Origin of the sequence: Undibacterium sp. KW1 (assembly GCF_009937955.1) — a bacterium.
In the GTDB taxonomy this organism is placed as follows: Bacteria; Pseudomonadota; Gammaproteobacteria; order Burkholderiales; family Burkholderiaceae_D; genus Undibacterium.
Map to the genome: position 1 here is coordinate 1,642,871 of NZ_AP018439.1, position 21,106 is coordinate 1,663,976.

Annotated in this window: 19 protein-coding genes and 1 tRNA gene; 14 read left to right on the forward strand and 6 right to left on the reverse strand. The window is 51.0% G+C overall.

Going from position 1 to position 21,106, the window contains the following annotated elements; all coding sequences use genetic code 11:
- Positions 1-21 precede the first annotated feature (21 nt).
- The 8 genes from UNDKW_RS07205 to UNDKW_RS07240 all read left to right on the forward strand — a co-directional run bounded on the left by UNDKW_RS07205 (position 22) and on the right by UNDKW_RS07240 (position 10,011).
- The gene (locus tag UNDKW_RS07205; protein ID WP_162058144.1) at positions 22-654 is read left to right on the forward strand and encodes a TetR family transcriptional regulator; all 633 of its coding nucleotides are present in this window, start codon (positions 22-24) and stop codon (positions 652-654) included.
- Between the two features lie 78 nt (positions 655-732).
- Positions 733-1,932, forward strand: a complete 1,200-nt coding sequence (locus UNDKW_RS07210) for an NAD(P)/FAD-dependent oxidoreductase (RefSeq protein ID WP_162058145.1) — start codon at positions 733-735, stop codon at positions 1,930-1,932.
- 284 nt (positions 1,933-2,216) lie between these two features.
- Positions 2,217-2,429, forward strand: coding sequence for a 30S ribosomal protein S21 (gene rpsU, locus UNDKW_RS07215; protein ID WP_005877634.1), 213 nt, complete (start codon positions 2,217-2,219; stop codon positions 2,427-2,429).
- Positions 2,430-2,669: 240 nt separating this feature from the next.
- A complete protein-coding gene (locus tag UNDKW_RS07220; protein ID WP_162040426.1) occupies positions 2,670-3,116 on the forward strand; it encodes a GatB/YqeY domain-containing protein in 447 nt (148 codons plus the stop codon).
- Positions 3,117-3,159: 43 nt separating this feature from the next.
- Positions 3,160-4,953, forward strand: coding sequence for a DNA primase (gene dnaG, locus UNDKW_RS07225; protein ID WP_162058146.1), 1,794 nt, complete (start codon positions 3,160-3,162; stop codon positions 4,951-4,953).
- 539 nt (positions 4,954-5,492) lie between these two features.
- Entirely contained in the window at positions 5,493-8,264 is a 2,772-nt protein-coding gene (rpoD, locus tag UNDKW_RS07230) for an RNA polymerase sigma factor RpoD (protein WP_232063287.1), read from the forward strand.
- A 167-nt stretch (positions 8,265-8,431) separates the two neighbouring features.
- Positions 8,432-8,508, forward strand: a tRNA-Ile gene (locus UNDKW_RS07235).
- Positions 8,509-8,514: 6 nt separating this feature from the next.
- Entirely contained in the window at positions 8,515-10,011 is a 1,497-nt protein-coding gene (locus UNDKW_RS07240) for a DEAD/DEAH box helicase (RefSeq protein WP_162058147.1), read from the forward strand.
- Positions 10,012-10,191: 180 nt separating this feature from the next.
- Here the strand turns inward: UNDKW_RS07240 and UNDKW_RS07245 are convergent, their stop codons facing one another.
- The gene (locus tag UNDKW_RS07245) at positions 10,192-11,136 is read right to left on the reverse strand and encodes an ornithine cyclodeaminase family protein (protein WP_162058148.1); all 945 of its coding nucleotides are present in this window, start codon (positions 11,134-11,136) and stop codon (positions 10,192-10,194) included.
- A gap of 385 nt (positions 11,137-11,521) precedes the next feature.
- Here UNDKW_RS07245 and UNDKW_RS07250 point away from each other — a divergent pair, with 385 nt between their 5' ends.
- Complete coding sequence (locus UNDKW_RS07250) at positions 11,522-11,854, forward strand: DUF3579 domain-containing protein (protein ID WP_162040430.1); 333 nt, start codon at positions 11,522-11,524, stop codon at positions 11,852-11,854.
- Between the two features lie 49 nt (positions 11,855-11,903).
- Here UNDKW_RS07250 and UNDKW_RS07255 read toward each other — a convergent pair whose 3' ends face one another.
- Positions 11,904-12,815: a LysR family transcriptional regulator gene (locus UNDKW_RS07255; protein WP_162058149.1), complete on the reverse strand. Its 912-nt coding sequence runs from the start codon at positions 12,813-12,815 to the stop codon at positions 11,904-11,906.
- Positions 12,816-12,916: 101 nt separating this feature from the next.
- On the opposite strand from UNDKW_RS07255, the gene UNDKW_RS07260 reads away from it, so the two are divergent.
- The 5 genes from UNDKW_RS07260 to UNDKW_RS07280 all read left to right on the forward strand — a co-directional run bounded on the left by UNDKW_RS07260 (position 12,917) and on the right by UNDKW_RS07280 (position 18,042).
- Positions 12,917-13,648 (forward strand): histidine phosphatase family protein, encoded by a 732-nt coding sequence (locus UNDKW_RS07260; RefSeq protein ID WP_162058150.1) that lies wholly within the window; start codon positions 12,917-12,919, stop codon positions 13,646-13,648.
- Between the two features lie 29 nt (positions 13,649-13,677).
- On the forward strand, positions 13,678-14,442 hold the full coding sequence (locus UNDKW_RS07265; RefSeq protein WP_162058151.1) for an SDR family oxidoreductase: 765 nt from the start codon (positions 13,678-13,680) through the stop codon (positions 14,440-14,442).
- Between the two features lie 24 nt (positions 14,443-14,466).
- Positions 14,467-14,916: a PaaI family thioesterase gene (locus UNDKW_RS07270; protein WP_162058152.1), complete on the forward strand. Its 450-nt coding sequence runs from the start codon at positions 14,467-14,469 to the stop codon at positions 14,914-14,916.
- A 58-nt stretch (positions 14,917-14,974) separates the two neighbouring features.
- A complete protein-coding gene (locus UNDKW_RS07275) occupies positions 14,975-16,201 on the forward strand; it encodes an acyl-CoA dehydrogenase (RefSeq protein WP_162058153.1) in 1,227 nt (408 codons plus the stop codon).
- Between the two features lie 134 nt (positions 16,202-16,335).
- The gene (locus UNDKW_RS07280; RefSeq protein WP_162058154.1) at positions 16,336-18,042 is read left to right on the forward strand and encodes a long-chain fatty acid--CoA ligase; all 1,707 of its coding nucleotides are present in this window, start codon (positions 16,336-16,338) and stop codon (positions 18,040-18,042) included.
- Between the two features lie 88 nt (positions 18,043-18,130).
- Here UNDKW_RS07280 and UNDKW_RS07285 read toward each other — a convergent pair whose 3' ends face one another.
- The 4 genes from UNDKW_RS07285 to UNDKW_RS07300 are packed head-to-tail and all read right to left on the reverse strand — an operon-like array spanning position 18,131 to position 20,948.
- Positions 18,131-18,337, reverse strand: coding sequence for a hypothetical protein (locus tag UNDKW_RS07285; protein WP_162058155.1), 207 nt, complete (start codon positions 18,335-18,337; stop codon positions 18,131-18,133).
- Between the two features lie 39 nt (positions 18,338-18,376).
- Positions 18,377-19,837, reverse strand: a complete 1,461-nt coding sequence (locus tag UNDKW_RS07290) for a TIGR01777 family oxidoreductase (RefSeq protein ID WP_162058156.1) — start codon at positions 19,835-19,837, stop codon at positions 18,377-18,379.
- Positions 19,834-20,481: a DUF4166 domain-containing protein gene (locus UNDKW_RS07295; RefSeq protein WP_162058157.1), complete on the reverse strand. Its 648-nt coding sequence runs from the start codon at positions 20,479-20,481 to the stop codon at positions 19,834-19,836. The genes UNDKW_RS07290 and UNDKW_RS07295 overlap by 4 nt, the downstream gene beginning before the upstream one ends.
- Positions 20,478-20,948, reverse strand: coding sequence for a cell division protein (locus UNDKW_RS07300; RefSeq protein WP_162058158.1), 471 nt, complete (start codon positions 20,946-20,948; stop codon positions 20,478-20,480). Before UNDKW_RS07300 ends, UNDKW_RS07295 begins: the two co-directional genes overlap by 4 nt.
- Between the last annotated feature and the right edge of the window lie 158 nt (positions 20,949-21,106).

The window sequence follows — 21,106 nt, forward strand, 5'->3', positions numbered from 1 at the left end:
CTTTCTACTGTTTCTTACACGATGACCACCCGCCGCCGTCCTCAGGTTTCCACCCGCAAGCAGCCACAACAGGTACGCTCGGCAGGTCTGGTAACGGCAATCCTGCAGGCGGCAGTTCAGGTTTTGGCGCAAGAAGGCGTGACGCGTTTTACTACGGCGAGAGTGGCAGAGCGGGCAGGGGTCAGCATAGGTTCGGTTTATCAATATTTCCCGAATAAGGCGGCCATCCTGTTCCGGCTGCAAACCGACGAGTGGCAACAGACTACCGAGATGTTGCGCGACATTCTTGAAGACACCAGCAAGCCGCCGCTTGAGCGTCTGCGTACACTGGTTCATGCTTTCATACGCTCAGAATGCGAGGAGGCTGAGACGCGTCTGGCGCTCAGTGACGCCGCACCGCTTTACCGCGACGCGCCTGAGGCACAGGAGGTAAAGGCGTCCGCCGACCGTACTATCGATTTGTTTATGGCAGAAGTACTGCCCGGTGCATCTGCGTCCACGCGCACGCTTGCCGGTGATCTGGTCACCACGACCCTGAGTTCAGTAGGCAGCAGTTTTTCTGGCACACGCCGCACTCAGGCGGAGATCAAAACCTATGCCGATGCCATGGCGGATATGTTTTGTGCTTATCTCAAGGGCATTCAGCAAGATTGAGCTGCATTGGCAGATTCATTGCGCCTGCCATAAGCTACAATCTCGCCTGAATTTTTGAAAGTACCGAAAGTAAATGCCATGAGTAATCAATTTGACCTTGCCGTGATAGGCGCAGGCGCAGCCGGGATGATGTGTGCTGCTGTTGCAAGCCAGCGTGGCAGGCGCGTGGTATTAATTGATCATGCCACCCGACTCGCTGAAAAAATCCGTATCTCGGGTGGTGGGCGATGCAATTTTACCAACCTGCATGCAGGCCCGAATAATTTTCTATCTGAGAACCCGCATTTTTGTAAAAGCGCTTTATCTCGCTATACGCCGCAAGATTTTTTGTCCTTGATGAAGCGCTATCAGATTGCCTGGCATGAGAAGCATAAAGGCCAATTGTTTTGCGATGACAGTGCGGAAGATATCATCCGTATGCTCAAGGCTGAGTGTGATGCTGGCAAGGTCGATTGGCGCATGGGCTGCAAGGTCGATGATGTGCAACAACAGGAGCCGGACGGTTTCTTGCTGCAAACCAGCGCAGGCGTCATCCGCACTGCGCAAGTGGTGATTGCCTGTGGTGGCTTGTCCATACCAAAGATAGGCGCGACTGATTTTGCCCATAAGGTAGCCCGCCAATTTGGTCTGAAGATCATAGAACCTCGTCCAGCCCTTGTGCCTTTGACGTTTGACGCCAAGGCCTGGGAGCCTTTCGTGCCCCTGTCTGGTATTTCACTGGAAGTAGATATAGAGACTGGCGAGAAAAAATCCCGCATGGTATTCCGAGAGGATTTGCTGTTCACTCACCGTGGCTTGTCTGGCCCGGCCGTTTTGCAGATATCGAGCTTTTGGGAGCCTGGCAAAGCCATACGCATCAATCTCTTGCCAGAAGTCGATGTGGCAGAGGACCTGGTGGGTAATAAATCGACAATAAAAAAAAATCTTGCAAATCATTTATCGCAATACCTGCCTGCACGCCTGGTTGATGGGCTGCTGACTGCCCATGGTTTTGCTGGTGATGCCAGGGTTGCGGACATGCCTGACAAGCGCTTGCGCCAGCTCGGTGAAAAGCTGAACCGCTGGGAACTGATACCGAATGGGTCTGAAGGTTATCGCAAGGCTGAAGTCACCCGTGGTGGTGTTGATACCCGTGAGTTGTCCCAGCAAAGCATGATGGCGAATAAAGTACCTGGCTTGTATTTTATCGGCGAGGCAGTCGATGTAACGGGGTGGCTGGGTGGCTATAATTTTCAGTGGGCCTGGGCCTCAGGTACAGCGGCTGGGCTGGCGATATAAAGTGTTGTAAGTGCGGTGTTGTAAGAGCGTTGTATTTTTGCCTGTTATAATACCCGGTAGCAGTATGCTGAATTGCATCTCATTTTTTACTCTGTAATAGATGATATTCAGATGCATACCCCTGTAAATATCGAAATTTCCAGGTAAATGTAGGTTGAAATTTGTTGATCTGGTTTTGCCTTGCGTAAGTTTTTGCGCAAGATTTAATCAACTTCCTTCCATTAATTTAATTTTCCTGTTAATATCTCGGTCTTCCTATAAATCTTTCCATGGTTTGAACTTACATGACCACAATTCGCCTTAAAGAAAACGAGCCGTTCGAAGTTGCCATGCGCCGCTTCAAGCGCACTATCGAAAAGACCGGTCTGTTGACCGAATTGCGCGCTCGCGAGTTCTACGAGAAGCCAACAGCAGAACGCAAACGTAAGTTGGCTGCAGCTGTTAAGCGTCACTACAAACGTATTCGTAGTCAGCAATTGCCTAAGAAAATGTACTAATCCAGCTGTTGTGTCTGGCAATTTGCCGGATGCCTCATCGCTGTTGGTTCATTAAAGCTTAGGTTTGCATGCCCGCTCCGGTCAGCCGCAGCGGGCTTTGTTGTCTTTGTTTCGGGCATTGTGCAGGCGCTGTGCAAGTACTATGCAAGTATTGCGTGCCGCACTGTTTGTGCCCGGGCTGGTATGTGATTCCAGTGCAAGTTTGCGCGGAATTCATTTAAATAATTTCAGGAGCAGCTTATGAGTTTGAAAGAACAGATCACCGACGACATGAAGGCTGCCATGCGCGCCAAAGAAACGGTCAAGCTGGGTACTATCCGCTTGCTGACCGCAGCGATGAAGCAAAAAGAAGTCGATGAGCGCGTAGAGCTGGACGATGGCATGATCCTGACCATCATAGAAAAAATGCTCAAGCAGCGTAAAGATTCCATCACCCAGTTTGAAGCAGGTGGTCGCCAGGACTTGGCTGATATAGAAAAAGCTGAACTGGCTGTTTTGTCTGTGTATATGCCAGCCGCGATGTCAGATGAAGAAGTGCAGGCAGCCGTGGTTGCTGCCGTGGCAGAAACTGGCGCAGCCGGTCCGCAAGACATGCGTAAAGTGATCGATGTGCTGAAGGCAAAACTGGCTGGTCGTGCCGACATGGGCAAGGTCTCTGGCCTGGTCAAAGCGGCATTGTCCAAGTAATTCGACCTGGCCTTTTGTTTTATCCTTTAGCTGGCGTCCTGCTTTGATACCACAAAGTTTTATACAGGATTTACTGGCCCGCGTTGATATTGTTGACGTGGTGGGTAAGTACGTGCAGCTCAAAAAAGGTGGCGCAAACTATATGGGTTTGTGCCCCTTTCATAACGAAAAATCCCCAAGTTTTACCGTCAGTCCGACCAAGCAGTTTTATCACTGCTTTGGCTGTGGCGCACATGGCAGTTCCATTGGTTTTTTGATGGAATATTCCGGGCTCAGCTATGTGGATGCCATCCGCGACCTGGCGCAAAACAATGGCATGGTCGTGCCGGAAGAAGACCGGCTCTTGCCAGCGCAGCGTGCAGAAGTTACGGCAAAAAGCCTGGCCTTGTCAGAGGTCATGACCAAGGCAGGTGAATACTATAAACAGCAATTGCGTACCGCGCCGCAAGCCATCGCTTATCTGAAGAAGCGTGGTTTGACTGGTGAAATAGCGGCACGCTTTGGTCTTGGTTTTTCCCCGGATGCCTGGGATGGCTTGCGCAGTGTTTTTGCTGATTACAATATCCCGGCCCTGGTCGAGGCTGGCCTGGTCATCGATAAAAGCGAGGAAGAGGGTGGTGGCCGTAAGCGTTATGACCGCTTCCGCGACCGCGTCATGTTCCCGATACGTAATACCAAGGGCCAGATCATAGGCTTTGGTGGGCGCATCATGGAGCAGGGTGAGCCCAAGTACCTGAACTCGCCAGAAACCCCGCTATTTCAAAAGGGCCTGGAATTATATGGCCTGTTTGAGGCACGACAGGCTATCCGTGAAGCCGGTTATGTGCTGGTCACTGAGGGTTATATGGATGTGGTGGCGCTGGCGCAAATGGGTTTTCCGCAAGCGGTGGCAACTCTGGGGACGGCTTGTACGCCTACCCATGTGCAAAAACTCTTGCGCCAGACTGATCACGTGATTTTCAGTTTTGATGGCGACAGTGCGGGTCGCCGTGCGGCCAGGCGTGCACTTGATGCCTGCCTGCCGCATGCAAATGACGACAAGGTCATCAAGTTCCTGTTTTTGCCCAAGGAGCATGACCCTGACAGTTATATCCGTGAATTTGGTGCGGATGCCTTTGAGCAGGAGGTGCGCGATGCGATGCCGCTGTCGCAATTCTTTATGCGCGAAATGATGGGCGACAATGATTTGAGTACGGCAGAAGGGCGCGCCCGCACCCAGTTTGACGCCAAGCCTCTGTTGCAAGCCATGCAGTCATCCGGTATGCGTTTGCAACTGGTGCGCAATCTGGCGCAGGTCACGCAAACCAGCCCGTCCGAAATAGAAGCCATGTTCGAGCTCAGCCAGCCAGTGGCGCGTATCAAACTGGCACCTCCAAAAAGCAAGCGTAATGCGCCTATTGGGCTGGAGCGCCAAATCATGCGCATCCTTGTCGCTCATCCTTCATTAGCCATGATGCTTGATGAAAATGTGCTGGCTGATGCTGCTGTCCTCGCACCTGATGGGGCCGACATGTTGCGAAGTCTGGTATTTACTGCACAGAGCATGGGTGAAAATGCACAATTTGCGGCATTGTCTGAGCAATTGCGCTCGGGAGGCTCAGATTTTGATGTTTTGATCGCCGAGATCGCAGAGCAGGCTGAAACTGATATTGATATCGTCAGGTTCGAGTTGGCCGGGGCCTTGCGTCAGATGCGTCATCAAGTCTTGCGTGCTGAGGCAGAGAGCCTGGCTGCGCGTGGTTTGCGTACGCCTGAAGACATGGCGCGCTATCGCGAAATTGTGCAATTGCAAGACCAGCTTAAAAAACAGGCGGCAGCTGAAGCTGCATTGCGTTAAGTAAAAAACAATTTTCGGTTGAACCATATTCCGTGTTGCGCGGTCATCAGAGTTTGAGGTCTGGTCTTGTTATTTTTGATTTCGGCTTCATTTCTGCTATTGAGATCAGGGCGAAGATCAAATTATTTAATTATTTGCTAAATAATTTGACAAGTTGGTGCGTTGCAAATCAGGGTTTTTGCCTCTTTTTTACCCAGTATTTGCCTAAAATTTATTCACTAAGTTGATATATGCACAGTCTTGGGCTGGAGTAAAGTACACCCGCGTGGTATAATTAAAGGCTTTCGATTCAAGGTCTTAGGTTGTTTCATTCTGGGCGAAGCTTTTTGCATTTGCGCAGGATGTGTTGTTTAGGTGAGCGTAATGCTCCTCCGAGTAACCCAAAACACTGGCGCTGAGACTCGGGAAGTCTGCAACAAACCAGATTTTGCTCTGCGATGCCGATCACAACAGATCTGCTGGCAGCGCATTTTCTTTTTTGTGATGTGCCCACAGGCGACTTCCTCAGTACCGGATGGTTTGATTCAATGGCTAGCGCAATGAAGAAACCCGCGAAAACCCTGAAGTCCACTACGGTAACAAAAGCCGTGGCAAGCGCACCCAAAAAAGCGCCTGCCACTGCAACGAGCGAAGCGGTAAAAACCGCGGCAAGTGCTGGCACCAAGGCAAAGACGGCTGCAGCGTCTGTTGCACGGAGTACGAGTAGTAAGGCTGTGACTGTCAGTAAAACAGACAAAACAGCGGAGCAAAAAGGGGTTGCGAAAGACGTTAAAGCGCCTAAAGTGATAAAGACCTCACTGGCAGCCGAGACCGTCAAGGTGACGCAGGCAACAAAACAGGCAACAAGTAAAGCAGTATTGAAAACGGCAACAAAAGCCAAAGACACGGATGAAATATCCGCGTCTGCGACAAAAACGGCTGGTAAGGAAGTGAGCGGCAAGAATGCGACACCACCGGCAAAAAAAGGGAGTCAGCCAGCAGAAGCGGCCGAATCCCAGCTCAGTGGAAAAACCAGGAGTGCATCTGCAGCCCGGCCAGAACCAGTATCCGTATCATCGAAAGCTTCTGTGACAATTAACAAAACCGATTCAAAGACAGTGACTAAGCCAACCAAGAATTCAGCGAAATCTGCACCAGAGGTGCAGGAAATCAAAACCGGTTCTGCGCCTACCGTAAGCCAGACGACCGATGCTGCGGTGCTTGCCGCGATTGACACATCCGGCTATGTATTGCCCGGGGTGAAGGTGCCTGGCCGCCGTGGTCGCAAGCCAAAAGAATACCAGCCTGAGAATGAAGAAATCGCCGCACTCAATGCAGTAGAGCGCGCCGAGATGAAAGCCATAGACAAGGCCAAGGCAAAAGACCGCAAGGCCAAAGAAAAGGCTTTGCTCAAAGATGCCTTCTCTTCTGATCCTGAAGCGACAGAAGAAGAACTCGAGCGCCGTCGCCAGAAACTGAAAACCCTGATCAAACTGGGTAAGGACCGTGGCTACCTGACGTTTGCAGAAATCAACGATCATTTGCCAGAAAACGTTGTTGACCCTGAAGCCATCGAGGGCATCATCGGTACCTTCAACGACATGGGCGTGGCCGTCTACGAGCAAGCCCCTGATGCTGAAACCCTGTTGTTATCGGATAACGTCGTCACTGTCACGACCGATGATGATGAGGTTGAGGCCGCTGCTGAGGCTGCACTGTCTACGGTTGACTCTGATTTTGGTCGCACCACTGACCCTGTGCGCATGTATATGCGTGAAATGGGTTCGGTCGAGTTGCTGACGCGCGAAGGCGAAATCGTCATCGCGAAGAAAATCGAAGAAGGCCTGAAAGACATGATACAGGCGATTTCTGCCTGTCCAACCACGATTGCAGAAATCCTCGCTGCGGCGGATCGTATCGCTGCCGATGAAATCAAGATCGATGAAATCGTCGATGGCCTGGTTGATCCGAATGCGGATGAGCAGGCTGCACCGGTAGTGGTCGCTGCTGCCGAAGAATCGTCTGAAGAAGATGAAGAGGACGAAGAGGAAGAAGAGGAAGAAGAAGACGATGATGGCGGTGCCGCTGGCGCAGCTGCAATCTCTGCTGAGCAACTCGAACAACTGAAGCGCGATGCTCTGGCAAAATTCGAAATCATTGCGACGAATTTTGACAAGATGCGCAAGTCCTACGAAAAGGAGGGCTATAACTCCAAGACTTACGTCAAGGCGCAGGAAGCGATTTCCGGTGAGCTGCTGGGCATACGCTTTACCGCAAAAGTCGTTGAAAAATTGTGCGATACCTTGCGTGGTCAGGTTGATGAAGTCCGCCATGTAGAAAAACAGATACTCGAAGTGGTGGTCAATCGTTGCGGCATGCCACGTTCTCACTTCATCAAGGTTTTTCCTGGTAATGAAACCAATCTGAGCTGGGTGGAAGGCGAAGTGAATTCCGGTCATTCCTACAGTGCAGTGCTGGGCCGTAATATCCCTTCAGTGCAACAACTGCAGCAAAAACTGATAGACCTGCAATCCCGTGTCGTCCTGCCTTTGCCTGATCTGCGCAACATCAACAAAAAGATGTCTGCCGGTGAAATGAAGGCACGCAAAGCCAAGCGTGAAATGACAGAGGCCAACTTGCGTCTGGTGATTTCGATCGCCAAGAAATACACGAATCGTGGTTTGCAATTCCTGGATCTGATTCAGGAAGGCAATATCGGTTTGATGAAGGCAGTCGATAAGTTTGAATACCGTCGTGGTTATAAATTCTCGACCTATGCAACATGGTGGATACGTCAGGCCATTACCCGTTCTATCGCCGATCAGGCACGCACGATTCGTATTCCTGTGCATATGATAGAAACGATTAATAAAATGAATCGTATCTCGCGTCAGATTTTGCAAGAGACAGGTGTAGAGCCTGATCCTGCAACGCTGGCGATCAAGATGGAAATGCCGGAAGATAAAATTCGCAAGATCATGAAGATTGCGAAAGAGCCGATTTCCATGGAAACACCGATAGGCGACGATGATGATTCCCATCTGGGCGATTTCATCGAAGACAATCACACATTGGCGCCAGCCGATGCTGCCCTGCACGCATCGATGCGCAATGTAGTAAAAGACGTGCTCGACTCCTTGACGCCGCGCGAAGCAAAAGTATTGCGCATGCGTTTTGGCGTTGAAATGTCCACGGATCATACCCTCGAAGAAGTAGGTAAACAATTTGACGTGACCAGGGAACGTATTCGCCAGATAGAAGCCAAGGCTTTGCGAAAATTGCGCCATCCATCACGCTCGGATAAGCTCAAGAGCTTCCTCGAAGGTAATTAATGTTATATAATGGGCGTCGGTTTTCCGGTGCCCATTGAAATTGTTGTGCTGAAATTTGGCGCAATTTTTTGCAGGCGGCATCACCTGGCTTTACCTGCAAAACCTGAAGTATTTTTCCAAACTGGATTAACCTCAGATTAAAGCAGGCAGAGCTTGCAGAAAGAATTGGGCCCATAGCTCAGTTGGTTAGAGCAGCGGACTCATAATCCGTTGGTCGCAGGTTCAAGTCCTGCTGGGCCCACCAACTACCATGACTGATATCAAGTCCCCAGCTACATCCTCTGATGAGCAAGTTACCCCTACGGTAAAGTTTGCCGATTTTGGTCTTGCGCCAGAAATCTTGCGCGCCCTGACAGATCAGGGTTATGTGCATCCAACTCCGATTCAGGAACAGGCTATTCCAGTTGTCTTGCAAGGCCGTGACGTGATGGGCGCCGCCCAGACCGGCACAGGCAAGACTGCAGGTTTTTCTCTGCCTATCATCCAGTTGTTGCTGGCGCATGCAAGCACCAGTGCTTCACCGGCCCGCCACCCTGTACGCGCACTGATCTTGACGCCGACCCGGGAGCTGGCTGACCAGGTCGCAGAAAACGTCAAAGCTTATTCCCGTCACACGCCTTTGCGTTCTACCGTCGTATTCGGTGGCATGGACATGGCACCGCAGACGGCAATCTTGCGCAACGGCGTCGAGATAGTGATTGCCACGCCTGGCCGTTTGCTTGACCACGTACAGCAAAAAACCGTCAACCTGTCGCAGGTCCAGATACTGGTCATGGACGAGGCTGACCGCATGCTGGACATGGGTTTCCTGCCTGACTTGCAGCGCATCATCAACCTGCTGCCCAAGAAGCGCCAGAACCTGATGTTCTCTGCGACGTTCTCGCAAGAGATCAAAAAACTCGCTGCCAGTTTCCTGACCAATCCGCAAACCATAGAAGTGGCACGCAGCAATGCTACTGCTGATAATGTCACGCAGATTTTGTACAAGGTATCGACGGAAGAAAAGCGTGATGCAGTCTCCTTCATCATCCGTGAACGCGGCCTGAAGCAAGTCATCGTGTTTTCCAACACCAAGATTGGTGCGTCACGCCTGGCTGTTCATCTCGTCAAGCAAGGTGTCAAAGCATCTGCAATTCACGGTGACAAGTCACAGCAAGAACGTATGGCGGCACTTGAGGCTTTCAAGCAGGGTGAGGTTGAAGTGCTGGTGGCAACTGACGTGGCCGCACGCGGCCTTGATATTGCCGAACTGCCTTGCGTCATCAATTTTGACTTGCCGTATAACGCCGAAGACTATGTCCACCGCATAGGCCGTACTGGTCGTGCCGGTGCCAAGGGTGACGCAATTTCCCTGCATACTGATCAGGATGAACGTCTGCTGATCGACATAGAAAAAATGATCAAGCAAAAAATCGTGCGCCTGAATCTGGCCGGTTTTGTTGCAACATCCGTGCATCAGTCAGAACATCGTGCACCGCGTGAACGTGGCGAGCAAGGCGATCGTTCAGGTCGTAGCGACCGCGCTGACAGGTCTGACCGTGGTGAAAGAAGCGAGCGGCCAGCGCGTAGCTATCAACCACCGAAAGAGAAGGTCGATCCCTGGTTCCTCAAGCCTTATGAGCCAAGTTCAGGTGCAAGTTCAAGCAGCAGCAATACGACAGCATCGATGGCATCACCATCAAATGCCAGCGCACCAGCCAAGCCACAAAAACGTGCGGCTTTGTTGGGTGGGTTTCCTAAGAACTGATTTGGATTTGGCAAGGTTGACGACTTTGCTGAATGTATATGTGATGTCGTAGGTTGGGCCGGGTGTCGCTACGCTACGTTTTATCAGCCCAACCCCCGGCGTTTAAATGACGTATACGTTTATTGAGGCACAGTGTTGGGCAGATGAAGCGTTGCCCAACCTACGAGGCCTAGCCGAACCTCAATATTGTCTCCCCCACACCAAATTCGCTGCACACAAATCCTCAATCGCCGTTCCCACTGATTTAAATAAAGTGATCTCGGCATTGCTCTTGCGCCCCAGATGCTTGTCGGCGCAAAGCTCTGCCAGCTCCGCAACAATCGCTGATTTTGCCAGGCTGCCATTCGCCAGGGTTTGTGTGATATCTCCTGCCTCGGCCAGGGCGCCTGCATAAGTATCGACAAACACGGTGGCTCTGCTCATCAGATCATCATCCACTTCACGCATATCTGGCTTGAAACCGCCTACCAGATCAAGATGTGTTCCCGCTTTGACATAGTCACTCAACACGACCGGTGTCTTGCTGGTGGTCGCGCAACTAATGATGTCGGCTTCATGGCATGCTGCTGCCAGGTCTTCCCTGACATGCACCCTGATATGCGCGGGAAATTCTGCATGCTCGCGGATTATTTTTGCGGCACCTGCTGACTTCTCAACGGATCTGCCCCAGATGCTGATATCAGTAATTGCCCTGGTCTGGCAATGTGCAATCGCGACATGGGGTGCCAGGCTGCCGTTGCCAACCAACAGCAAATGTCGTGCATCGTGCCGGGATGCATAAGAAGACGCAAGGGCAGAGGCCGCAGCGGTGCGCCGCAAAGTCAATTCTTCACCATCCATCAAGGCCAGCGGTGTACCTGTTTTGGCATCAAATAAAACAAAGACTGCGTGCACGGTTGGTGCATCTGTATTCTTTGGTGCTACCGTTACCAGCTTCACTCCGAGTTGCCCCTGCGGCTGCCAGACTGGCATCAGCAGCAGACTGGAACTGTCTGCTTCAGACAGGCTGTGTGCATGCCGTTTCGGGGAGATTATCTCTTGCGTAAATGCCAGGCGTAAAGCAGGTATCAGTTTTGCATAGGGCAGGGCAATGCTGACTTGTTCTTTGGTGAAATAGGGGATCATGTCGTGTAATTGGAAACTTGCTATGGTTGGATGCGCAATTTTTTATTGTAAGGGCATATGTATTTTGCATTCAATGATGTAATGCCTGAACATGGCAGATACATCATTTTTATTAAACGCCAACTCTCTTCATGCGGTTTGCCCTCTCTTGAGAAAAGCAGTGCTTGTCAATCAGGCAAAACTTAGTCCTGAGTTTTCTTTACTCCCTCTTAAAATGCACTATAGTGGCTCAGTAAGCTTGCACGCTATGTATCAAAGCCAGATATATCAGCGGCGGCATTTTGATTCAAGTCTTCTATAAGATATAATATGGAAGTATATTGAAAGCTTGGTGTCACATAATGATGTTAAGCTTAATTCACTCTTGCTTTTGCAAGCCGAGCACATGGCCGATTCCAAAGAAACGCAACAAGTACGCGAGTTTTTCATCCAGGGTATTACCAGCGATGGAAAACAATTTCGCCCCAGCGACTGGGCAGAGCGCCTGTGCGGAGCCATGTCCTGTTTCAGCCCTGATGGTGGCAGAAATTCACACTTGCAGTATTCACCTTATGTACGCCCCATCTTGTTGAATGGTGTGCGTTCTGTCGTGGTGAATGAAGCTATACGTGAAATTGAACCACTGGCTTATCATTTTGTTCTCAGTTTCGCCAAAGATAATGATTTGCAAATTATCGATGCCTGTCTGTTGCCTGATGAGCCCAAGGCTGGTAAATAAATCACATCATGCCTGATGCTGGATCAAATCAGCTTCATGTCTTGCACTTTCACACTGTCTGGTCTTGAAACGCTTCTATCACTTGCTGCCTTAACCAGCGATTGGCCGGGTCATTTTCCACATTCTGGTGCCAGTACAAATACACATCCCACGAAGGCATGGCTGCCGGTAGCGGCAATATCTGGTTGTTAAACTGCTCATTCGCGATGCGTGCATAGCCTTCCGGCATGGTCAGCAGTAAATCAGTCTGGCTGACTACCCGGCAAGCCGCAAAATAATGCTGACAGCGCAGGCGTATGCGTCTTTGCAAGCCCAGGCGGCTCAGTTCAAAGTCTTCCAGACCCATGCCTTTGCGGCGTGAACTGGCAAGTATGTGTTCTGCCTGCATATAGGTGTCCAGATTCAGCTTGCCTTGTATGATGGGGTGATCACGCCGCGCCAGAACCACGGTATTGCCTTGCACTACCTTCTGGCGGTGTATTTCATTTGGTAATGGCAATAGCATGTCAATCGCCAGATCCAGGCTGCCAGCCGCCAGTTCACTGACCAGTTCCCGTCTTTCTACCTGTATCGCTGCCAGATTGATTTGCGGTGCCTGCCGCGTGATGCTTTCCATCAGTGGCGGCAAGGCAGTCGATTCCAACACATCACGCAAGGCCAGATTGAACTGTTTGGTCGCCAGTGCCGGGTCAAACTTGTCATTCTCTGTGAGTGTCACTTCCAGCCCGCGCAGCGCTTGCCGCACCGGTTCTATGATGCTGCGTGCCAGCGGGGTCGAAACCATCATCTGGCCCTGGCGTACAAACAGCGGGTCATTGAACAATTGCCGCAGGCGGTTCAAGGCATGGCTGATGGCTGGCTGGGTCAGATTCAGTTGCTGGCTGGCGCGGGTCACGCTGCCTTCGGAATAGATGGCAACAAAGACAGTGAACAGGTTTAAATCGACGCGGGATAAATGCATGGAATTAATTAATCTTGATAATAACTATTCATTTGATCAATTATAGTGCCGGGCTTACACTTTGTTCATCAATTTATCAGTGATATCTCACAGAGGAAGTAATGGCAGCTTTATATCTGGTCAGGCACGGGCAGGCTTCATTCGGCAACCAGAACTATGACCAATTGTCTGAACTGGGCGAACAGCAGGCGAGGCACTTGGGCCGCTGGTGGGCAGCGCGTGATATGCAGGTGTCAAGGGTAGTAACGGGCGCGTTGAAACGGCACCAGCAGACTGCGCAAGCCTGTCTGTCCGAAATGCTGCAACAGGATGTTGATGGGCTGGATACCTCTGCCTGGCATTGCGATGCCGGTTTCAATGAGTACAACCATCATGAAGTGCTGGCGCGGCATGTCCCCGCTTTTGATGATCCGGCAGCGGTCAAACATTTCCTCATGAATACGCCGAATGGCAAGCAGGCCTTCCAGGATATTTTTGCCCAGGCGATCAGCCGCTGGATGTCAGGCGAACATGATGCTGAGTATGTAGAAAGCTGGAACGAATTCCGCCAGCGTTGCGTCGTTGCCATGCACAAGCAACTGGCAATTGCGGATGATGCCAAGAACATCGTCGTCTTCACTTCTGGCGGCACGATCTCGGCCTTATGCCAGCATGTACTGGGTTTTCCTGATCCACGTTTTGCTGAACTCAACTGGTCGCTGGTGAATAGTGCGGTCACGCGCTTCCATTTGCAGCCGACAGCTGAAGGCATATTGCGCCCAGCTTTGGCTTATCTGAATAATTTTTCACATCTTGAAGTATTGAACAACCCCAAAGCAATTACCTACGTTTAAAAAAACAAGAGAGACGAGAGAGACAAGACATGACAGCAATGTTTGATTTGACCGGCAAGGTCGCACTGGTCACCGGTGCCAGCCGTGGCATAGGCGAGGCCGTCGCCAAAACCCTGGCTGCCAACGGTGCCTATGTCATCGTGAGTAGCCGCAAGGCAGAAGCTTGCGAAGCCGTGGTGGCTGCGATTATTGCCGCTGGCGGCAAGGCAGAAGCACGCGCCTGCCATATTGGTGAAATGGCACAGATTGATGCCCTGTTTGCCGACATTACTGCAGCGCATGGCAAGCTCAATATCCTGGTCAATAATGCTGCCACCAATCCGCACTTTGGGCATATCACCGAGACCGATGTCAGCGCATTCCAGAAGACGGTTGATGTCAATATACGTGGCTATTTCTTCATGTCTTCAGCAGGTGCCAAACTGATGGCAAAACATGGTGGTGGCAGCATCATCAATGTGGCTTCTGTCAACGGCGTAGTGCCTGGTGCCATGCAAGGAATTTACTCCATCACCAAAGCAGCAGTCATCGCCATGACCAAATCCTTCGCACAGGAGTGCGCGCCCATGGGCGTGCGCGTGAATGCCTTACTGCCAGGCGCGACCGATACCAAGTTTGCCTCGGCCCTGTTCCACAATCCCGTCATTCTCGAAAAAGTGCTGACCCGCATACCCATGAAACGTATTGCCGAACCTGACGAAATGGCGGGCACGGTCTTGTACCTGGCATCGAATGCATCCAGCTATACCACTGGTGCCTGCATCAATGTTGATGGCGGTTATCTGGTTAGTTAATGGGATAACAAACAAGACACGATCATGAAACCTGCATACGAGGCTAGCAATCCAGATTACGCAGTGCAACTGAAGAGTCTGGTGCTGTCCATGCCCATGGCGCAATGGCTGGGCATAGAGTTTGTAAAGGTGGAGCCGGGTGAAGTAGAGCTGGAGATTGCCTGTCGTGAAGAACTCAGTTTCGCACCCGGGAAGATGCAGGCCACAGCCATCTTTGCAGCCGCAGACTTTGCAGGCATCTCTGCCGCTGGCACTCTGTTACTAGCAGGCTGGATCAACGCCAGTATCGATAGTAATTTAAAGATAGTCGCTCCTGCTGATGGTGAAAAATTGCGGGCACGCGGGCGTGTTGTTTCAAACGGGAAGTTGTTAACCGTCAGCGCCGCAGAGGTTTTTTCTGTACGCAATGGCGAAGAAGTTTTATGTGCAACAGCATTGCTGACAGCGCGCAACATCGAACTACAAAGAAAGTAAAACGGACATTTCCATGTCCATTTGAGCAAACTGAACAAACAAGGAAAAAGGACATATCATGGATTTTCAATACAGCCCCAAAGTCAAAGATTTGCAGGCACGCCTGATCGCCTTCATGGACGAGCATGTCTATCCAAATGAAAAAACTTTCTTTGGTGAGATCGCTGCCAACCGCAAGGCAGGCAATGCCTGGATACCAACCAAGGTCGTTGAGCAACTGAAAGCCAAGGCACGCGATGCCGGTTTGTGGAATCTCTTCTTGCCAGAATCTGGCCACGGCGCAGGTTTGACCAATCTGGAATATGCACCGCTGTGCGAAATCATGGGCCGTGCCGTCTGGGCACCAGAAGTATTCAATTGCTCTGCACCAGACACCGGCAATATGGAAGTGTTTGCCCGTTACGGTACGCCTGAGCATCAGGAACAATGGTTGAAGCCCTTGCTGCGCGGCGAAATCCGTTCCTGCTTCGCCATGACAGAACCGGCAGTCGCCTCTTCTGACGCCACCAATATTGAGTCATCGATAGTGCGTGATGGCGATGAGTACGTCATCAATGGCCGCAAATGGTGGTCGTCCGGTGCCAATGATCCGCGCTGCAAAGTGTTTATCTTCATGGGCAAGAGTGATCCTGCTAATGCTGACCGCCACAAGCAGCAATCGATGATTATCGTGCCGCGCGATACGCCGGGCGTGACCATTTTGCGTGCCTTGCCAGTCTTCGGTTATGACGATGCACCGCATGGCCATGGCGAAGTGCTATTTGAGAACGTACGTGTACCCGCATCCAATATTTTGCTGGGTGAGGGCCGTGGTTTTGAAATTGCCCAGGGTCGTCTGGGGCCTGGCCGCATCCATCACTGCATGCGTCTCATCGGTCTGGCAGAACGTGCACTGGAAGATATGTGCAAACGCTCTTTGACACGTGTGGCCTTTGGTAAACGCGTAGCCGACCAGGGTGTGACGCTGGAACGCATTGCCAATGCCCGTATCCTCATTGATCAGGCGCGTTTCCTGGTCTTGAATGCCGCGCAGATGATGGACACAGTCGGCAACAAGGCGGCAGCCAAAGAAATCGCCATGATCAAGGTTGCAGCACCAACCATGGCTTGCCAGGTCATCGACTGGGCCATACAGGCACATGGTGGTGGTGGCGTGTCAGATGATTTCAATCTCGCCTATTCCTACGCGCAAGCCCGTACCTTGCGCCTGGCCGATGGCCCGGATGAAGTGCACAGGAATCAAATCGGCAAGATGGAGTTAAAGAAATATACGGAGAAAAAATAATTACTTGTAGTTTCATAAGTGCGATTTACGGGTAGTTCCGGATTGGCTCTTCCTCTTTCTGAGGCAGGGCTTTTCCGGCGTTAACTTCCCAGTTGGCTGACATTTTCAAATTATTCTTATAAAGAGAGGCAAAAATGCGCGACTTACAACCCTGGATCAAATCTTACCCCGCAGGCGTACACTGGGACGCTGACCTGCCCATCAGCAGCGTGCCACAATTGCTGCATGATGCCGTTGCCAAATGGCCAGACTTGCCCGCACTGGAATTCATGGGCAAGAAAACCAGTTATGCAGAATTGCAAAAGCTGGTGAACCAGGCTACCAAAGGCTTCCAGCAACTAGGTGTGAAGCCAGGTGTGCATGTGGGCCTTTATTTACCGAATACACCGCATTACGTCATCAGTTTTTTTGCGATCTTGCAGGCAGGTGGCACGGTAGTGAATTACTCACCGTTGGATGCAGAGAAAGTGCTGGAACATAAAATTGCCGACAGCCATACCGACATGCTGGTGACGCTGGACATGGTCATGCTGTACCCACAAATGGCCAAGATGCTGGGTCATACCCGCCTGCAAAAACTCATCATCGGCAATATCCCGGAGATGACTCCTTATCCGGATGCCGTCAGGGCGAATCTGGACAAGGCAGGCCAGCTAAGCGCAATTCCCGATGATGCACAGCACCTGCTGTTTGCAAAACTGCTGGACAATGATGGTGACTACAACACACCCATCCCGGCAATCGATCCCAAAGAAGCCATCGCAACCCTGCAATACACAGGCGGCACCACGGGCCTGCCCAAGGGCGCCATGCTCACCCATGGCAACCTGACCACGGCGTGCAGCCAGATCATGGAAACCACCAATATCGAGCCGCGTGTGCTGGAAGAGGGTAAAGAAAAACTGCTGGCCGTGCTGCCGCTATTCCACATCTATGCATTGACGGTAGACATGTTGTTTGGCATACGACTGGGTGCGGAGATAGTCTTGCATACCCGCTTTGATGCTGATGCCGTGGTGAAGGATCTGGCAAATAAAAAAATCACGGTATTCCCTGGCGTGCCGACGATGTACACCGCCATCATCAATCATCCGCAGATCAAGGAATTTGATCTGAGCGCTTTAAAGTTTTGCAACTCCGGTGGCGCACCCTTGCCAACAGAAGTGCTGCAACAATTCCAGGCATTGACAGGCTGTACACTGCTGGAGGGCTGGGGCATGACCGAGACTTCACCCACCGGTACTTTTACGCCATTGGGAGGCGTGCGCAAGGCTGGTTCCTGTGGTTTACCGACGCCAGGTATCAGCTTTAAATTTGCCAGCATTGATGACCTCCGCCAGGAAGTGGCTTTGGGAGAACGCGGTGAAATCTGCGTGGCTGGCGCGAATATCATGAAAGGCTACTGGAACAAGCCAGATGCGACCCGTGACGCATTTACTGCTGACGGTTATTTCCGTACCGGTGATGTTGGTTATATGGATGCTGATGGTTTTGTGTATATCGTCGACCGCACCAAGGACATGATTTTGTCCGGCGGTTACAACGTCTATCCACGCAATATAGAAGAAGCGATTTATGAACACCCGGCTGTCGCCGAAGTCAGCGTCATTGGCATCCCCGATGCATATCGTGGGCAAGCTGCCAAAGCCTTTATCAAACTCAAGACAGGTCAGATGGCTTTCAGCTTTGATGAGTTGAAAGACTTCCTCAAAGACAGACTGGGCAAGCATGAAATGCCGCAAGCCATGGATATTCGTGCGGAGTTGCCTAAAACCCCGGTAGGGAAATTGTCCAAAAAAGAACTGTATGAGGAAGAAGCGAAGAAGAGGGCTGCTACCTGAGCTGGCTTGATCTATTTTGATTGAACAAGTTTTTGCGCGTTTCTGCGGCTTTCTGCTTCCCTCCAGAAAGGCCGCAGTTTTTTTCATTTTATTTCTTCTTGCCAGTTACATTGGCCTTGAGCTGAGTTTGAAAAGCCTGCAAATCTTTCTCGCTATGTTCAACAACAATAGTGCTGGTGTCAGCAACCTGGGTCTGGCTGCTGACTTGTAGTTCTGGCACAGCTTTTCTTGGCCTGACAGGCTGGGGATGGTGCAGGAAGAACATGGCTTGCTCCAGTAGGATCAGGCTGTGCATATCGAGACATTCTTATCGAATTCAAGTGATTTATGTAAATCAAGCCAGATTGCTGATTGCACTACGTAAATCCGGATAATCAAATACAAAACCGTCGTGCAATAATTTTGCCGGCACCACGCGCTGGCCTTCCAGTAATAAATCAGCTTGCTCACCCAGCATCAGGCGCATAGGCCAGCCCGGGGTAGGGAAGAAGCAGGGGCGATGCAATACATGGGCAGCGATGGTGCTGAACTGTTTTTGCGTGACTACTTCAGGTGCAGTGAAATTATAAGCACTGTCCGGCGGCAGGCTGGCTTCATGTTGCCACAGGTGGGCAATACCGCGCAATACATCGTGTACATGTATCCACGATTGCCATTGCTTGCCGCTACCCAGCGCACCACCCAGGCCCAGCTTGATGGGCAGCAGCATCATGCCCAGTGCACCTTGCTGGCCCAGTACAACGCCGAAGCGCATCCTGGCGACTTTGACGCCGTAAGTAGTGGCGGCCTGGTTGGCTTGCTCCCATTCCTGGCACAGCTCTGACATGAAGATGGATTGTGGTGCTGCGCTTTCTGTCAATTCTCTGTCATCGCCCATTGCCTGTATGCCGTAATAACCAATGGCTGAGGCTGCCAGCAAGAGCCTGGGTTTGCTTTCTGCACGACTGATCCATGCTGTAATTTCTTTTGTCAGGCCAGTGCGGCTATGGCGCAATTCTGCCTTGCGTTTTTCTGACCAGCGCCAGCCCAGGATGCGTGCACCTGCCAGGTTGATGATGATATCTACACGCTGATTTGCTGGTAACTCCTCCATGGATGCTATGACCCTGGCCTTGCCATCAAACTTCCAGCTAGCCTGTTTTGGGTTGCGGCTGAGTATCGTCACTTGCTGTCCATCAGCCAGTAAGGCTTTGACCAGCAATGTGCCGATAAAGCCTGTTGCACCGGTGACCAAAACCTGCTCTGATTTGTCGCTGAAATGTATCATGCTTGCCTGCCTTTCTTTAATGGCGATTTTACCGAGGTGCAGTGCAGCCAGCCCATCACGTATGCCAGATACGCCAACACCCACGCCACACAAGGCCAGGAATACACTGAGCCAGCCTTGTGGTTGCCATTGCATTTGTGTATTTGCAGCAAACCACTCAGGCGTATTCAAGATCAACAAGGTGATAAAGGCACCACCATTAATTGCGAGTACTGTGTGGGTCACACGTTCAGTTGCTGGCAAAAGGCGGGTCTGGTCTTCAATCACAAAGTCCCACAAGGTCAGAACAATCTCCACACCAAACACCAGCAACAACACGATGGCCCAGGCACCATGCCAGGCCCATGCTGACAAACCAATGAACAGTAAGCTGTAGATGAGCGCGCGGGTCGCATGTATGCCTAACTCTTTACGGGCGCTGGCGCGCTGTGGCAAGGCCTCGGTCAATTCATGGTGATACAAGGTATCGAAAGCGCCAAGCAAGCCTTGTGCGGCCATTAATTGCAGGGCTATTAAATGGGTGTTCATGATGCTGCCTCAGGATGAGTTTCCTTGAAAACACCGACCTGGGTAAAGGTACGGCCAAACAAGGCGTGTTTGATTTCTATGCGTATATTGAATTGCTCAGGATTGTCATTGCGATGGCAAAGATAAGTTTTGCCAGGCGTGAAAATTCCGGGTATGGGTATGCGGTAGCCCAGTACATCCCAGAAGTAACCATCGCTGGTGAAGTAGAGATTACCCTCATGCACGTGCAAGATCAGTTTCATCCCTAAGCCCATGCCTACATATTCGAGCACTTCACCCTTTTCACTTTCCTGCATGTACGATGTGAATTGTATCGGTGGTCTGTTGTGCAATCGGTATATTCTTTGCTTGAAAATAGAAGGACAATCCGGTTTGGAATACACCATGATATCGACAGGGAAGTCATGATCTGTGTAAGGAATCAAAGCACCGGCTATCATGGGTTTGGTCAGGTGACCCAAGAGCTTACCTATTCTTGAACAGCTCAGTTCACTGAGCTGGCCAGTGTAGTACAGTGGCTTGTCCGGTTCAGGGTTCTTGGCGAACCTGGCCTGGATATCAGGGTGCAGTTTCAACCATTCCTTGCCCAGGATTTTCCTGAATAATTCACCTTCTGACGGGATGGGTTTGCTATCTGGATTCATGCACTTCTTTCTGTATTTTCAGTATTCTTTGAGTCCATTTTCCATAAGATGGACAAGGGGGGGATCATGCTTAGCACAGCAAATGCATCTATCCAGAAATTAATGCGCATATCCGCCTGCATGGAAATAAGCATATCCTGAGGAGCCCATACCAGTATGCCTATCATCAGCCACAGCCACGCAAAGCGGCTGCGGTGCTGGTTGCCCAGATAAATCAGCGCGCCCATCCACAAACCCACAGTTTGCACGGTAGCGCCAAACAGACTCATCCACCAGACTTGCATATTGCGCGCTGCATCTGGTGCAGCCTGTGGCCAGAAATGGCTTTCTATGAGCTGGTGATAAACCTCGACCAGGCCAGTGGCACTGATCCAGGGCAACAAAATGCCGATCAGCAAATGAGTGAAAGCTGCGGCATACAGCCAGAGTATCAGCCATTTGCGTAATGAAGATTGATTTTGTAGCATGGCTTTTCCTTTATTTCTTTAATTTCTGTCGTTACAGAAATTAAAGATTAAATGACGGCGACTGTCAAGTGATTTGCAGCATATCTTTTGAATCCGGCCATGGCGTACAATCACGCTGCACTTATTCTTTCACTCGTCCTTTCACACATCAAGCGCAT